The sequence below is a fragment of the Streptomyces sp. NBC_00425 genome (assembly GCF_036030735.1).
GTDB lineage: Bacteria > Actinomycetota > Actinomycetes > Streptomycetales > Streptomycetaceae > Streptomyces.
Genome location: NZ_CP107928.1, coordinates 7,697,372 through 7,712,692, shown reverse-complemented (window position 1 = coordinate 7,712,692; position 15,321 = coordinate 7,697,372). Strand labels below are relative to the sequence as shown.

Here is a 15,321-nt window from a genome sequence, read left to right as displayed (position 1 = left end):
CGCGCCCGCCGGGTCCGCTAGCGCTGCCTGATCCGCAGGAAGGTGATCGAGTTCGCCGGGAAGGTGTGGGTGAACTTCCCGGCCACCCCGGTGACGGTGGACGTCACCGGCGCGACCGGCGTCCCGGTCTCCGTGTTGACCGCGTCCGGGGCCGCGGCGAGGGTGGTCGCCCTCGCCCTGGCGGCGACCTTGGCGCCGCCGAGGTCGATCGCCGTGCGGGCGTCCGAGGACTGGGCGTTGACGACCTTGACGATCAGGTCCCCGGTCCTGCGGTCCTCGGTGACGACCTGCCGGAACGGCTCGGCAGGCTTGTCGTCGGTGAAGCTGCCCCACTCCTGGCCGTCGAGGTAGAGGGTCACGTGGCGGCCGCGCACCTTGACGTCGACGTCGTAGGCACGGCCCGTCTCGACGGACCCGGCCTTGGAGATCAGTGTCGACTTGCCGCCGTCCACAGCCTGCTCGACGGCGGACCGGGTGTTGTTCCAGCCGCCCAGGTTCCACCAGTAGTAGTTGCCGGTGTCCTTGACGCCGAACGCGACGAGGAACCCTTCCTTGCCGGACTTCTTGGTGGCCTTCACCCGCAGGTCGTAGTCGTGCCATGCGGTGTCACCGGCCGAGACCATGGTGTTCTCGGCGGCGGCGTCGGTCTGCACGTACTGCCCGTCCTGCAGCGACCAGCTGCCGCCGCCGGTGTGCGTCCACCGCGAGGCGTCTGCCGAGAAGTCGTCGCTCAGCAGCGACGCGCCGTCCGCGCCGGTCACCTTCACGTCGTCGTACGCGGCGCTCGTCGCCCAGGTCGACAGGCCGACGGCGCCCGTGATCGGAGCCTGGAGGGAGGGGGTGCCGGTGGCCGTCGAGGGCACCACACGATCGCCGACGTTGGTCATGAACAGCTTCTGGACCTCGTAGTTGGCGGAGTTCCAGGAGGCGTGGTTGTTGAACCACACCAGGTCCGGACGCCACTGGACGTAGTCCTCGTTGGCGAAGAGCGGCGCGTAGGAGGCGAGCTTGACGACGTCGGCGTTGCGTTCGAGGCCGGTCATGAACGCGGCTTCGGCCAGGCCGTTCTTGAAGGCGTTGCCCTGGGAGGCGTACTCGCCGAGGAAGACCTTCGGGCCGCCGCGGTCGTAGGAGTCGTAGCGGTCGTTGTTCTGCAGGAACCACTGCGGGCTGTTGTAGTAGTGCTCGTCGACCATGTCGACCTTGGCGTCCCGGTTGAGCTGCCAGGCCGTGTCGAAGGTCGAACCGGAGTCGTCGGGGCCGGAGTTGGAGATGACCGTGACGTCCGGGTACTTCGCCTCGATCGCGGCGCGGAACTCCTTGAAGCGGGCGAAGAACTCGGCGGGCAGGTTCTCCTCGTTGCCGACCTCGAGGTGGGTGAGGCGGAAGGGCCTGGGGTGGCCCATCCGCGCGCGCTTCCTGCCCCAGGTGGAAGTGACCGGCCCGTTGGCGAACTCGACGAGGTCCAGGGTGTCCTGGATGTGCCGCTTCAACAGCGCGTCGTCGACCACGGCCTTGTTCTGGCCGCAGCCGGTGACCAGGGCGGGGACCACGGGCAGCGGCATCGCGCCGACATCCTCGGCGAAGCGGAAGTACTCGTAGTAGCCGAGGCCGTAACTCTGGTTGTAGCCCCAGAAGTTGGAGTTGACGGCGCGCTGCTCGACGGGCCCGACGGTGTCCTTCCACTGGTAGGAGCGGGCGCGCTGCCAGCCGGACGCCTCGCTGTAGTCCTGCATGGAGCCGGTGTTCACCAGGCAGCCGCCGGGGAAGCGCACGAAGCCGGGATGCAGGGCGGCGACCTTCTCGGCGAGGTCCTTGCGCAGGCCGTTGGGCTCGTTGCGGTAGGTGTCCCGGGGGAACAGCGACACCATGTCGAGGGCGGCCGCGGCCGAGGAGCCCACCGTCAGACGGCCGTCGCTGCTGGTGCGGGCGGCGGTGAAGGACGCCCGGTACCGGACCCAGCCGCCGGTGCGCACGGCCACCGTGCGGGCGGCGGCCAGCGCGCCGTCGGCGTCCTGGAGTCTCACGGTGAGGGTGCTGCCGTGCTCGGCACGGGCCCACACCGAGAAGTCGTACTTCTTGCCCTGCTCGACCCGGACGCCGGTGTTGTATCCGGAGTTCGTCACCGACGAGCCGGCCCCCAGCGAGAGGTAGTTGCGGTTGCGGTCGTTGAGACGGCCGACGTCGTTCAGGACCTGCGCCGCGCCCTCGACCGTCCAGGAGGTCAGCGGGGTGTACGACCTGTTGTCGACGGCGGCGTACTCGAAGGACCGGTTCTGCACGAGTTCGGCGTACAGGCCGCCGTCGGCCGCCCGGTTGATGTCCTCGAAGAAGACGCCGTACATCGTGTCGTCGATCTTCGCGCCCTTGGCCGACGGGTCGACGGTGATGGCGTAGTCGGTCACGGACTCGGCGTGCGCCGGGGCGGGGAGGAGGGCGGTGGCGGTCAGCAGGGCGGTGAGGGGAAGGCCGATTCTCCAGCGCGTGCGGGCGGTGCGGGTGGTGGGGGTGGCGCTGCGTGGCATGAATAACTCCGCGGCTCGGTGGTGCGAGTTGTTCTGCGAGTTGTTCTGCTGTTCTGCGAGTTGTTCTGCGAATCGTTCGTTCGAGATATCAGACGATGATCAGCACTGCGAACGGCAAGATAGGGAGGTGACTGAGGCACGTCAATGGGGCGTGCGAGGGCATGTGCGACGGAGGGCGGCGTCCCATGGGCGAGTTCCGGCCAGTGCCGGACGTGCTGGCGTACCTCGCGGGAAGCTGGCGGGTGGAGCGGTCGGTGCGGGATCTGGCCGGCGGCGGCGAGGGCCGCTTCGAGGGCGTCACGGTGTTCGGCGCGCCGCACCGCGACGGCCCCGGGGAAGACGGCGGACCACGTCCCGACGGCGCTCTGCTGCACGAGGAGTCCGGCACGTTCGTCTGGCTCGGCGTCGCCCGGCCCGCCGTGCGCACGCTGCGCTTTCTGCCGGGGCCGCGACCCGGCACGGCGGACGTGCGGTTCGCCGACGGCCGCCCCTTCCACGACCTGGATCTCACGACCGGACGGCACGTGACCGACCACCCCTGCTCGGCGGACCTCTACCGGGGCGAGTTCACCGTCGGCGACGCGGACCGCTGGCGCACGGTCTGGCGCGTGACCGGACCCGCCAAGGACCTGCTCCTCATCACCGACTACGCGCGCGTGGGCTGAGCCGGCGCCCCTTCGAGGCGGAGGTTCCAGCGGCCCCCACGGCCGGTGACGGTGGTCGTGGACAGCGGGCGCACGTCGATGTTCCAGTACGTCGAGGGCGGCGCCTTGAGCGCGTACACCAGGGCGGCGCGGATCACGCTCGGCTCGGCGACGGCGACGATGCGGCCGCCGTCCTCCACCGGCCGGGTGTCGAGCCAGCCGCCCACCCGGGAGATGAACCCGAGCAGGGACTCGCCGCCGTGCGGAGTGGCGAGGGGGTCGGCCAGCCAGGCGTCCACGGCCTCCGGCTCGCGCGCCATCGCCTCGCCGAGCGTGAAACCGCGCCAGCGGCCCATGTCGCAGTCGCGCAGCGCGAGCTGCACCAGCGGGGCGTATCCGAGCGCGTCCCCGGTGGCCCGGCTGCGCGGGGTCGGCGAGCAGTAACGCAGCTCGGCGGCGGCGAGCGGGATCAGCTCGGCGGCCGCGCGCTGCACCTCTCCCCAGCCCGCCTGGTCCAGCGGGCGGTCGTCCTCGAAGCGTTCCGCGAGCAGCGGGGAGCTGCGAGCGGCGGCGACGAACGTGACCCGAAGTGGCATGCGGTGATGGTGAGCCGCGCAACTGCGCAGGTCAAGGGGTGTCGGCGGACGACCGGAAGAAAAACTACCGACGGGTCAGGGTCCATGGGACAAGTCGCCAGAAAACAGCGCCGTCATGCGGTGCCGGACTTGTCGAAGATCAGCGCCATCCAGCGGTCGGGCTTCTCCAGCGCCTCGAAGCCGACCTGCCGGTACACCTCGTGCGCGTCCTGGGTGGCGAGCAGGACGCGGCGCAGACCGAGCGGCCGCAGGTGGTCGCGCACGGCGGCGACCAGCGCGGTGCCGATGCCCCGGCCCCGCGCCGCCCGGTCCACGTAGACGTCGCACAGCCACGCGAAGGTCGCGAGGTCCGTCACGACCCGCGCGTAGGCGACCTGCTCCCCCGACGTCGTGTCGTACACGCCGAAGTTCAGCGAACCGGTGATCGCCCGGTCCTGCTTCTCCCGCTCGCGGCCGACCGCCCAGTACGCGTCCGTGGAGAGCCAGCGGTGCACGCGCTCGGCGTCGACGCGGGCGGGGTCGGTGGAGATCTCGTAACCCTCGGCGAGGGGCGGGGTGAGGTTCCTGGCGTCCGTGGCAGTCATGGCCGGATCCTCACAGGACGGCGTTCACGCTGTCGAACGGTTTGCGGGCAGCGCCTCGTCGCACGCCGCCCGCAGCCGCCGGACCCCCTCGGCGATCTCCTCCGCCCCGGCGACGGCGGCGAAGCTCAGCCGCACGTGGGCGGCCGGGGGTTCGGCGCTGAAGTAGGGCCGGCCGGGGGTGAGGGCGACGCCGGCGCGCAGGGCGGCGGCCGTGAACGCCGCCTCGGTCTGGGAGCCGACGGCCCTGGAGGCGTCCCCGGCTCCGTCGGGCAGCCGCAGCCACAGGTGGTAGCCACCGGACGGGATGTGCGGCAGGTCGAGTTCGGGCAGCCGCAGCCGCAGCGCGGAGGTCATCGCGTCCCGCCGGCTCCGCAGCTCGGCCGCGACGGTCCGCAGATGGCGGGGCCAGGCGGGCGAGCCGACGAGTTCGAGCGCCGCCTCCTGCAGCGGGCGCGGCACGAAGAAGGTGTCGACGACCTGGATGGCGCGCAGCCGCTCCAGGACCGGCCCGCGCGCGGCCAGCGCAGAGACCCGGAAGCTCGGCGAGGTCGCCTTGGTCAGCGAACCCACGTGGACGACCACGCCGTCGGGGTCGTCGGCGACCAGCGGCCTCGGCAGCTGCCCGGCGTCCTCGTGGGCGAGCCGGCGCACGAAGTCGTCCTCGACGACGAACGCGCCCGCCTCCCGGGCGATGCGGAGCACCTGCGGGCGCCGGTCAGCGGCGAGCACGGCACCCGTCGGGTTCTGGAACAGCGGCTGGCAGACGAACACCCGGGCGCCGGTGGCCCGGAACGCGTCGGCGAGCAGCTGCGGCCGCACCCCGTCCGGGTCGACCGGCACCGGCACCGGGCGCAGCCCCGCCGACCGGGCGATCGCCAGCATGCCGGGATACGTCGGCGACTCCACGAGGACCGGGGCGCCGGGCGGGGCGAGGGCGCGCAGGGCGGTGGTGAGCGCGGCCTGGCCGCCCGCGCTCACCAGCACCTCGGCGGCGGTGAGCGAGCCGCCGATGGCCCGGGCGAACCACTCGCGCAGCTCGGGCAGCCCTTCCATGGGGGGCCGCCCCCAGGCTCCGGGACGCCGCCCGGCTCGCGCCAGGGCCGCCGCCATCGCGCGTTCCGGCTGCAGCGAGGGGTGCAGATAGCCGCCGTTGAACTCGATCACGCCGGGCGGCGGAGCGGACAGCGACACCGTGACGCCCGAGGCGTCCACCGAACGCGGGACCAGGTCGGCGGCGCCGTCCGCGCTCAGCGCGACCTCCTGCCAGGAGGTGTCCGCGGCGGGCGCGGCCGTGGCGCGCGTCGGCCGGGTCCGGAAGGCGCCCGCGCCGGGCCGGGTCACCACCAGGCCCTCGGCGGCCAGCTGCGCCAGCGCCCGCGAGACGGTCACCGGGCTCACCCGGAATCTCTCCACCAGGGCCCGGCTCGACGGGAGCTTTCCACCAGGAGAGTAGCGGTCGAGCTCCCCTCGCAGCCGATCCGCCAGCTCACCCACACTGCTACGCTCTTGCATGACAGTACAGAGTAGCGCTACTGCACGGCCGGCGATAGCGGTCAGCACCTCCCGGCCGGGCGGTCACGGCATCCTGCAGGCCGCCCTCGGCGTCGTCGCCTTCTCGCTCACCTTCCCCGCCACCGCCTGGGGTCTCGAGGGCTTCGGCCCGTGGTCGCTGGTCGCCGTGCGCAGCGTGCTGGCCGCCCTGATCGCGGGCGCGTGTCTGCTCGCGCTGCGCATCCCGCCGCCCGCCCGGCGGCACTGGGCGGGGCTCGCCGTCGTCGCCGGCGGGGTGGTCGTCGGCTTCCCGCTGCTCACCACGCTCGCGCTGCGGACGTCCACCACCGCGCACGCCGCCGTCGTGGTCGGTCTGCTGCCGCTGACGACGGCGCTGCTGTCCGCCCTGCGCACCGGCGTGCGGCCGTCCCGCACGTTCTGGGCGGCGGCCGTGGCCGGCGCCTGCGCGGTGGCCGCGTTCACCGTGCAGCAGAGCGGCGGAGCCGTGACCACGGCCGACCTGTATCTGTTCGGGGCGCTGCTGGTGTGCGCGGCCGGCTACACCGAGGGCGGGAGGCTGGCCCGGGTGATGCCGGGCTGGCAGGTCATCGGCTGGGCGCTGGTGCTCTGCCTGCCCCTCGGCGTGCCCGCGGCCTGGCTGGCGCTCGCCCACGAAAGCGCCCACCTGTCCGCGCACAGCGTGGCCGGGCTGCTGTGGGTCGCGGCGGGCTCGCAGTTCCTCGGCCTGGTGGTCTGGTACCGGGGCATGGCGGCCATCGGCGTTCCCAAGGCCAGCCAGTTGCAGTTGGCCCAGCCGCTGCTCACACTGGTGTGGTCGGTGCTGCTGCTGGGCGAGCACCTCACGCCCGCCGCTCCGCTGACGGCGGCGGCCGTGCTCGTCTGCATCGCCGTCACACAGCGGGCGCGCGGCTAGTCCAGAAACGCGGCGCCGCTCCCGCACCCGGTGAGGAGGCCCACAGATGCGCGCAACCGAGGGCGACCAGTTCGTCCAGCACGGCAGGGTGGTCGGACAGCACGACAAGGTCGGCGAGATCCTCGAGGTGATGGGCCAGGCGGGCAACCCCCCGTACCGCGTCCGCTTCGAGGACGGACACGTCGGCGTGTGCTCGCCCGGTCCCGACACCGAGATCCGTCACAGGACGGCCGGGGAGCCCCGGCCGTGACGCGCCGCGGAGGCTCCGCGGCCGCAGCTCACCGCGGAGGCTCCGCCCGCCTCGGGTAGTGGTCGGCGACCACGCGCGCCATCGCCCCGATCCGGTCCGTCCGCATGTCCTTGGCGGCGAAGAACACGTGGCCGCGCACCTCGGGGTGCCGGGCCGCCAGATCGAGGTGGTCGGACAGCTCGGCCGGGTCCTGCCAGGCCGCGGGCTGTGTGGGATCGCCCGCCCGGTAGAGGGCCTCGCCGATGTACAGACGGGTGCGGCTGCCCTTCGCCACCTCCGCCCACCAGGGCACGAGCTCGGCGTAGTCGGCGACCGACAGCCCGATGTTCCAGTAGAGCTGCGGCACGACGTAGTCGATCCAGCCCTGCCGGACCCACTTGCGGGTGTCGGCGTGGATGTCGTCGTAGGACTGCAGCGCCCGGGTGGCGGAGCCGCGCGGGTCGGTGGAGGCGTTGCGCCACACCCCGAACGGGCTGATGCCGAACTGGGTCGTGGGCCGTACGGCCTTGATCCGGGCGGCGGTCTCCAGCACCAGCCGGTCGACGTTGTCGCGCCGCCAGGCGGCCCGGCTGGAGAAGGCGCCGCCGTGGGCGTCGTAGGCGGCCTCGTCGTCGAAGGTCTGGCCGGCCACCGGGTAGGGGTAGAAGTAGTCGTCGAAGTGCACGGCGTCCAGGGGGTACTTGCGGACCGCGTCCAGGATGGCGTCCTGGACGAAGGCGCGGACCTCGGGCAGGCCGGGGTTGTAGTAGAGCCTCCCGCCGAACGGGACCACCCAGTGCGGATTCCTGCGTGCGGGATGGGCGGCGACGAGCCTCGTGGGGTCGTCGTGGGTGGCGACGCGGTAGGGGTTGAACCAGGCGTGCAGCTGGAGGCCGCGCGCGTGGGCCTCCGTGACGGCCGTGCCCAGCGGGTCCCAGCCGGGCGAGCGGCCCTGGACGCCGGTGAGCACCTGGGACCACGGCTCGTACGGCGAGGGCCACAGCGCGTCGGCCGTGGGCCGCACCTGGAAGACCACCGTGTTGAGCCGTCGGCTGACCGCCAGGTCGAGCAACGCGATCAGTTCGGCGCGCTGCGTCGCCGCGGACAGGCCGGAGCGGGACGGCCAGTCACGGTTGGAGACGGTCGCCAGCCACATCCCCCGCATCTCGGTCGTCGCTCTTCGCTCCCCCGCGGGAGCGGCCGCCGCACCCGTCGTGGTGAACGCCGACAGCGCTGCCAGCGCGAACGCCCGCCGGGTCAGTCGCCCCATCGCACACATCCCCACATACTCCGCGGATCCGTACGGTCACGGATCGTGTCGGGCCCCAGCATGCCCCCACCCCGGCGATCGATCATCGATACTTGCTAGTAACGTGCACGATCGGAGCAGGCCTGCCGGAATCCGGTGGGCGTGCTCCTGCCAACGAGTCAGCGCGGCGAAAGGGACGATGTGACCGACATCGAACGGGTCGGAGTGGTGGGCTGCGGCCAGATGGGGGCGGGCATCGCCGAGGTCTGCGCCCGCGCCGGTCTCGACGTCAAGGTCGCCGAGACCACCGGCGAAGCCCTGGAGATCGGCCGTACCCGGCTGTTCAACTCCCTGGCCAAGGCCGCCGAGCGCGGCAAGATCTCCGAGGAGGAGCGCGACGCGACGCTGGCGCGCCTGAGCTTCACCACGGACCTCGGCGAGTTCGCCGACCGCGACCTGGTGGTCGAGGCGGTGGTGGAGAACGAGCAGGTCAAGACGGAGATCTTCCAGGTCCTCGACCAGGTGGTGACCCGCCCGGACGCGATCCTCGCCTCCAACACCTCCTCCATCCCGCTGGTGAAGCTGGCGGTCGCCACCTCGCGGCCCGACCAGGTCGTCGGCATCCACTTCTTCAACCCGGCCCCGGTACAGAAGCTCGTCGAGCTGATCCCGGCGCTGACCACCTCCGAGGGCACGCTCGGCCGCGCGCAGCTGTTCGCGGAGAAGGTGCTGGGCAAGCACGCGATCCGCGCCCAGGACCGCTCCGGCTTCGTGGTCAACGCCCTGCTGATCCCGTATCTGCTCTCCGCGATCAGGATGTTCGAGACGGGCATCGCCAGCCGCGAGGACATCGACAACGGCATGGAGATGGGCTGCGCCCACCCGATGGGCCCGCTCAAGCTGTCCGACCTGATCGGCCTGGACACCGTGGCCTCGGTGGCGCAGAGCATGTACGACGAGTACAAGGAGCCGCTGTACGCCGCTCCCCCGCTGCTCCAGCGGATGGTCGACGCGGGCCGGCTGGGCCGCAAGACCGGCTCGGGCTTCTACACGTACTGACCGTCTCCGCCCTGCGGGACGGGCCCGGCGCTTCGCGGAGCGCCGGGCCCTCGGCGTTCATCCGCCGGGTGTGCTCGCGCCCCCACGCGCACCCGAGCAGGCTCGCCGGGTCGGGCGGCACGGGGGCTCAGCCGATCCTGTGGTGGTGCAGCAGCATCAGCGCCGCCGCCATGTTGGCGGCCGGGACCTCCCCACGGGCGACCAGGTCGGGAACGACCTGCAGCGGGACCCACTCGCGGCGGTCCGACTCGAAGTCGTCCACCGGGTGCCCCACGTACTCCCCGCGGTCCGACCAGTAGATGTGGTGGACGGCGTCGGTGAGCCCGTTGGACGGCTCCACGCTCATCAGATGGCGCAGCGGCCCCGGCCGCCAGCCGGTCTCCTCCTCGAGTTCCCTGGCGGCGGCGCGGGCGACGTCCTCGCCGTCCTCGACCACGCCCGCCGCGAGCTCCCAGCCCCAGCTGTCGGTGATGAAACGGTGGCGCCACAGCAGGAGCACCTCGTTCGCCGGGTTCACGACCGTGGCCACGGCGACCGGCCTCAGCCGTATGAGGAAGTGGTCGAGGTGCCGGCCGTCGGGCAGCTCCACATCTGCCAGATTGACGCTGAACCAGCGGTTTTCATACACGGTTTGCTCGTTCTGTTTCGTCCACTGCACGGTTCTGCCACCTTCCGTCGAGTAAGTGGCAATATCGCAGCAGGAACCATGCGGCGACGGTGGTGGCCGGTCCCCTCTACAGCGGTACGCGCAGCGCCCCGTCGATGAGTTCGGCGGCCTCGGCGGTACCCGCGCAGCCGCTGCGCACCAGGTGTTCGCGCACCGCCCGCAGTCTGTCGCGCAGCCGTTGCGACTCCATCCCCCGGGCCTGTTCGGCCATCTCCATCGCGGTGACCACCGCCTTGTCGAAGTTGCCCTGCCGCAGCTCGATCGTGCTGAGCATGGCCAGCCGGTGCACCCGGCCCCGGTCGTGCGCCGGGGTGCCGACGGCCGCCGCCGCGTGCTCGGCGGCCGCGGCCAGGTCGCCGAGGCTGAGCAGCGCCTCCGCCACCTGGACGTTGACCAGGCCCGGCTGGACATAGCCCGTCTCGTCCGGCTCGCGTCCGCGCAGGATGCGGTCGGCGGCCGTCTCTGCACGCCGGATGCACGACAGGGCGCTCGTGCCGTCGCCGAGGTGCGCGTACGCCTTGGCCTGCATCGCGTACAGATCCGAGGCGAGAGCGGGCGTGATGTGCTTGCCCGCCGCCCGCAGCGCGGCCTCCGCGAAGGCCACCGCCTGCCGGTACTCCCGCATGAACAGCGACTGGTTGACGAGAAGGGCGATGACGTAGGCCCCGAGTCCCCGGTCCCCGCTGGCCTTCGCCAGTCTGAGCGCCTGATGGAAGTAGCGCTGGGCCAGTCCGTGCGCGTCCGAGTCGTACGCGCAGATCCCGGCGACCGCCACCAACCCCCCTGTCGCACGGTGCAGTTGACGGCCCGTCTCGTCGGTGTAGCTGCCGCGCAGCAGCGGCGCGGCCTCGGCGTTCAGGAAGCCGACGATTCGGCCGCGGGTCGCGATGCCGCCGGCCTTGCGGTACAGCTGCTCGTAGTGGGTGCGGGCGGCCCGCAGCATCTCCAGGTCGGCGGAGGTGACGCGATGCCGGCCGCCGCGCGAGACGTCCACGTCCTCCGGCGGGTTCTCCCACTCCCAGACCGGCATCACCGCAGGCGTGCCGGTGACGGCGGGCGCGCCCAGGATGTGCGGACGCTGCTGCTCGTCGGAGCGCCACAGCGCGGTGGCCCGCTCCACGAACCCGGAGAGCGAGGTGCCGTGCGGGGCGGACGACTCGCCGGGGACGCCCAGCCCGATGTCGTCGAGGGTGACCGGACGGTGCAGCCGGACCGCGAGCACCTCGCAGATCAGGTCCGGCACCTGGCCCCTCGGCCGCTGGCCCTTCAGCCACCGGGCCACCGCCGTGTGCTCGTAGCGCAGGGCCAGTCCGCGCGCTCGGCCGGCCTGGTTGACGTGGGCGGCGAGGCCCGCGTGCGAGATGCCCGCCTCGTCCAGGATCGCGTCGAGCAGAGTGTTGGGCTGCATGTGTGGCCCCCCGGTACCTCGGTGCCGTCAGCCTAGTGGTCCGGCCTTCACACGGGGTGCGAAGGGAATGCGTGCAATCACGGGGTGCGCGCACTGTCGCCGAGTGTTTCCGGTCGGTTTGACTGGAATGCCTCGCAAGAGGTTCGCCGGGCCGTCGGCTCCCCCTCGAAAAGCGACGGCCCGGCGATTCGGGTCACACGGCCGACGGCGCGGTCCCCCGCTCCCCGCGAAGGAGAAGGGGCCGCGCCGTCGGTGTGGTCCGCCCAGGTCAGCCGCGCAGGACGGCTCCGGTGCGCTCACCGGCCAGGGCCACCGCCGCGTCCCTCGCCGCCGACGCCTCGTCGACCGTCAGCGTCCGGTCGGCGGCGCGGAAGCGGAGCGCGTAGGCGAGCGACTTACGCCCGTCGCCCAGCTGCTCCGCGTTCTCGTAGACGTCGAACAGCCGGATGGCCTCCAGCAGTTCGCCCGCCCCCTCGCGCAGCGCCGCCTCGACCTCGGCGTGCGGGACGAACCTGTCGACGACGAGGGCGACGTCCTGCGTGGCGACGGGGAAGGAGGAGATGCCCGGCGCCTGCGGGGTGTCGTCGCCGACCGCCTCGAGGACGTCGAGGTCCAGCTCCATCGCGCAGGTGCGCGCGGGCAGGCTCAGCGCCTTCAGCACCCGGGGGTGCAGCTCGCCCGCATGACCGACGACCTGCTCCGCGCCGTCCACGACCGCCACGAACTCGGCGCACCGGCCGGGATGCCATGGCCCGTACTGGCCCCCCCGGACGTTCAGTTCGACGCCGGCTTCCCGGGCGACCGTGCGCGCCGCCTCGACGGCGTCGGCCCAGTCCGCCGGACGGCCCCTGCCCCACCAGCCGGCCTGCTCGCGGGCGCCCGCGAGGACGACGGCGACATGGCGCGGCTGCTCGGGCAGCACGGCGTCCAGGGACGCCAGCTCCTCGTCGGTGGGACGGCGGCCGACCGGCAGCTGACCGGCGACGCCCTGCTCCTCGCGCGGGAGGAAGACCAGACCCGTCTCGAAGAGTGCCAGGTCGTGCGAGCCCCGGCCGTCGTTGCGCCGCAGCGCGGCCAGCAGCCCCGGCAGCAGCGACGTGCGGAGCGCGGGCTCCTCGTCGTTGAGCGGGTTGGTGAGCCGCACGACACGGCGGGCCGGGTCGTCGGCGTCGAGGCCGAGCTGGTCGAAGACCTGCTCGCCCACGAACGGGTAGTTCGGCGCCTCGACATAGCCGGCGCCGGCCAGCGCACGGCCGACCCGCCGGTGCAGCCGCTGCCGGTGGGTGAGACCGCGGCCCGACGGCGGCTTGGGCAGCGTGGACGGCAGGTTCTCGTAGCCCTCCAGCCGGATGACCTCCTCCGCCAGGTCGTTGGCCTCGGCGAGGTCGGGCCGCCAGGACGGGACGGTGACGATCAGCTCGTCCTGCCCGTAGACGTCGCAGCCGATCTCCTGCAGCCGGCGGACGACGGTCTCGCGGCCGTACACCACGCCCGCGACCTTGTCCGGGTGGTCGGCCGGAACGCTGATCGTGTGCGGCGCGGACGGGGCGATGATCTCCGTGACGCCCGCGTCGGCGGTGCCGCCCGCGAGCAGCACCAGCAGGTCCACCGTGCGCTGCGCGGCGGCAGCGGCGGCCAGCGGGTCGACGCCTCGCTCGAAGCGCCGGGACGCCTCCGAGGACAGCTTGTGCCGGCGCGCCGTACGCGCGATCGACACGGCGTTGAAGTGGGCGGCCTCGATGACCACGTCGGTCGTGGAGGCGCCCCCGTTCTCCGCGGCGTCGTGGTCGGCGATCTCGGTGTCGGCGCCGCCCATGACGCCCGCCAGGCCGATGGGGCCGCGGTCGTCGGTGATGACCAGGTCCTCGGCGTGCAGCGTGCGGGTCACTCCGTCGAGGGTGACGATCCGCTCGCCCTCCCCGGCGCGGCGCACCCCGATCGTGCCCTGCACCTGCGAGCGGTCGTAGGCGTGCAGCGGCTGGCCGATCTCCATCATCACGTAGTTGGTGATGTCGACGGCGAGCGAGATCGGGCGCATGCCGACCTTCTGGAGCCTGCGCGTGAGCCAGATCGGGGAGCGCGCCTCGGGGCTCAGTCCGGTGACGGTGCGGGCGGTGAAGCGGTCGCAGCCCATCGGCTCGGAGACCTGCACCGGGTAGCCGAACGCGTTCGGGGCGGGCACGTCGATCAGGGCGGGGTCGCGCAGCGGCAGACCGTAGGCGATCGCCGCCTCGCGCGCGACGCCGCGGATGGACAGGCAGTCGCCGCGGTTGGCGGTGACCGCGATGTCCAGCACCTCGTCGACCAGCTCGAGCAGCTCGATGGCGTCCTTGCCGACCTCGGTCTCGGGCGGCAGCACGATGATGCCGTGGCTGCCGTCGTCGCCCATGCCCAGCTCGTCGCCGGAGCAGATCATGCCGTGGGAGGTCTTGCCGTACGTCTTGCGCGCGGCGATCGCGAAGCCGCCGGGCAGAACGGCGCCCGGGAGGACCACGACGACCTTGTCGCCGACGGCGAAGTTGCGGGCGCCGCAGACGATCTCCTGCGGCTCACCCGTGCCGTTGGCGGTGCCGACGTCGACGGTGCAGAAGCGGATCGGCTTCTTGAAGCCCTCGAGCTCCTCGATGGTGAGCACCCGGCCCACGACGAGCGGGCCCTTCAGGTCGGCTCCGAGGTGCTCGACGGTCTCGACCTCGAGGCCGGCCGACACGAGCTTCGCCTGCACGTCACGGCCGGTCTCGGTGGCCGGCAGGTCGACGTACTCCCGCAGCCAGGAAAGCGGGACCCGCATCAGATCTCCATCCCGAACGGCCGGGTGAACCGGACGTCACCCTCGACCATGTCTCGCATGTCTTCGACGTTGTGGCGGAACATCAGCATCCGCTCGATGCCGAACCCGAACGCGAACCCGCTGTACTTCTCCGGGTCGACGCCGCAGGCGGCCAGCACCTTGGGGTTGACCATGCCGCAGCCGCCCAGCTCGATCCAGCCCTCGCTGGAGCAGGTGCGGCACGGCCGGTCGGGGTTGCCGACGGACTCGCCGCGGCAGACGTAGCAGACCATGTCCATCTCGGCGGACGGCTCGGTGAAGGGGAAGAAGTTCGGCCGCAGCCGGGTCTTCATGCCCTCGCCGAACAGCGACTGGACCATGTGGTCCAGGGTGCCCTTGAGGTCGGCCATGGTGAGGCCCTCGTCGACGGCGAGCAGTTCCACCTGGTGGAAGACCGGGGTGTGGGTGGCGTCCAGCTCGTCGGTGCGGTACACGCGGCCGGGGCAGATCACGTACACCGGCAGCTCGCGCGACAGCAGCGAGCGGATCTGCACGGGCGAGGTGTGGGTGCGCAGCACGACGCCGGACTCGGTGCCGCCGTCGGGGCCCTGCACGAAGAAGGTGTCGGCCTCGCCGCGGGCCGGGTGGTCAGGACCGATGTTGAGGGCGTCGAAGTTGAACCACTCGGCCTCGACCTGCGGGCCCTCGGCGACCTCGTAGCCCATGGCCACGAAGACGTCCTCGATGCGCTCCGACAGTGTGGTGAGCGGGTGGCGGGCGCCGGCCGGCACGCGGTCGTAGGGCAGTGTGACGTCCACCGCCTCCTCGACCAGGACACGCTGGTCGCGCTCGGCCTCCAGCTCTTCCTGGCGCGTGGCGAGGGCCTTGTTCACGGCGCCCCTGGCCTGGCCGACCAGCTTGCCGGCGGCGGCCTTGGCGTGCGGCGGCAGCGCGCCGATCTCGCGGTTGGCCAGGGCCAGCGGGGAGGCGCCGCCGGTGTGGGCGACCTTGGCCTCCTGGAGCGCGTCGAGGGAGTCCGCGGCGGCGAAGGCGGCGAGCGCCTCGTCCCGCATGCGCTCGATCTCTTCCGGTTTCAAGGCCTCGACCTCTACCGGGTCGTACGACTTATTCGGTGCCGACATCTCTTCCCGTGTCTTCCGATTGT

Annotated in this window: 13 protein-coding genes; 4 read left to right on the top strand and 9 right to left on the bottom strand. The window is 72.4% G+C overall.

From position 1 onward, the window contains the following. Positions 1 to 17: 17 nt before the first annotated feature. On the bottom strand, positions 18 to 2,525 hold the full coding sequence (locus OHS82_RS33935; protein ID WP_328435159.1) for an alpha-L-arabinofuranosidase C-terminal domain-containing protein: 2,508 nt from the start codon (positions 2,523 to 2,525) through the stop codon (positions 18 to 20). 185 nt (positions 2,526 to 2,710) lie between these two features. Between OHS82_RS33935 and OHS82_RS33930 the strand changes: the two genes are divergently transcribed. Continuing rightward, positions 2,711 to 3,190, top strand: a complete 480-nt coding sequence (locus OHS82_RS33930) for a DUF6314 family protein (protein ID WP_057580421.1) — start codon at positions 2,711 to 2,713, stop codon at positions 3,188 to 3,190. On the opposite strand, the gene OHS82_RS33925 is transcribed toward OHS82_RS33930, so the two are convergent. From OHS82_RS33925 to OHS82_RS33915, 3 genes are all read right to left on the bottom strand, one after another. Next, positions 3,172 to 3,765, bottom strand: a complete 594-nt coding sequence (locus tag OHS82_RS33925) for a histidine phosphatase family protein (RefSeq protein WP_057580422.1) — start codon at positions 3,763 to 3,765, stop codon at positions 3,172 to 3,174. The two genes, OHS82_RS33930 and OHS82_RS33925, sit on opposite strands and share 19 nt — an antisense overlap. A gap of 113 nt (positions 3,766 to 3,878) precedes the next feature. Continuing rightward, entirely contained in the window at positions 3,879 to 4,349 is a 471-nt protein-coding gene (locus OHS82_RS33920; protein WP_057580423.1) for a GNAT family N-acetyltransferase, read from the bottom strand. Between the two features lie 24 nt (positions 4,350 to 4,373). Then, entirely contained in the window at positions 4,374 to 5,861 is a 1,488-nt protein-coding gene (locus OHS82_RS33915) for an aminotransferase-like domain-containing protein (RefSeq protein ID WP_328435158.1), read from the bottom strand. Between OHS82_RS33915 and OHS82_RS33910 the strand changes: the two genes are divergently transcribed. Together OHS82_RS33910 and OHS82_RS33905 are read left to right on the top strand one after the other, a co-directional pair. Then, entirely contained in the window at positions 5,860 to 6,774 is a 915-nt protein-coding gene (locus OHS82_RS33910; RefSeq protein WP_057580425.1) for a DMT family transporter, read from the top strand. The genes OHS82_RS33915 and OHS82_RS33910 overlap by 2 nt on opposite strands. A gap of 46 nt (positions 6,775 to 6,820) precedes the next feature. Continuing rightward, positions 6,821 to 7,024: a DUF1918 domain-containing protein gene (locus OHS82_RS33905; protein WP_057580426.1), complete on the top strand. Its 204-nt coding sequence runs from the start codon at positions 6,821 to 6,823 to the stop codon at positions 7,022 to 7,024. A 28-nt stretch (positions 7,025 to 7,052) separates the two neighbouring features. Here the strand turns inward: OHS82_RS33905 and OHS82_RS33900 are convergent, their stop codons facing one another. After that, positions 7,053 to 8,273, bottom strand: coding sequence for a glycoside hydrolase family 10 protein (locus tag OHS82_RS33900; RefSeq protein ID WP_328435157.1), 1,221 nt, complete (start codon positions 8,271 to 8,273; stop codon positions 7,053 to 7,055). Between the two features lie 180 nt (positions 8,274 to 8,453). On the opposite strand from OHS82_RS33900, the gene OHS82_RS33895 reads away from it, so the two are divergent. Next, positions 8,454 to 9,311 (top strand): 3-hydroxybutyryl-CoA dehydrogenase, encoded by an 858-nt coding sequence (locus OHS82_RS33895; RefSeq protein WP_057580428.1) that lies wholly within the window; start codon positions 8,454 to 8,456, stop codon positions 9,309 to 9,311. A gap of 127 nt (positions 9,312 to 9,438) precedes the next feature. Here OHS82_RS33895 and OHS82_RS33890 read toward each other — a convergent pair whose 3' ends face one another. The 4 genes from OHS82_RS33890 to pheS all read right to left on the bottom strand — a co-directional run bounded on the left by OHS82_RS33890 (position 9,439) and on the right by pheS (position 15,298). After that, entirely contained in the window at positions 9,439 to 9,969 is a 531-nt protein-coding gene (locus OHS82_RS33890; RefSeq protein ID WP_079041355.1) for an NUDIX hydrolase, read from the bottom strand. A 76-nt stretch (positions 9,970 to 10,045) separates the two neighbouring features. Beyond that, positions 10,046 to 11,386, bottom strand: coding sequence for a transcriptional regulator (locus OHS82_RS33885; protein WP_328435156.1), 1,341 nt, complete (start codon positions 11,384 to 11,386; stop codon positions 10,046 to 10,048). Positions 11,387 to 11,654: 268 nt separating this feature from the next. Further along, positions 11,655 to 14,177 (bottom strand): phenylalanine--tRNA ligase subunit beta, encoded by a 2,523-nt coding sequence (pheT, locus tag OHS82_RS33880; RefSeq protein WP_057580431.1) that lies wholly within the window; start codon positions 14,175 to 14,177, stop codon positions 11,655 to 11,657. After that, entirely contained in the window at positions 14,177 to 15,298 is a 1,122-nt protein-coding gene (pheS, locus tag OHS82_RS33875) for a phenylalanine--tRNA ligase subunit alpha (protein ID WP_057580432.1), read from the bottom strand. The genes pheT and pheS overlap by 1 nt, the downstream gene beginning before the upstream one ends. Positions 15,299 to 15,321: the final 23 nt, after the last annotated feature.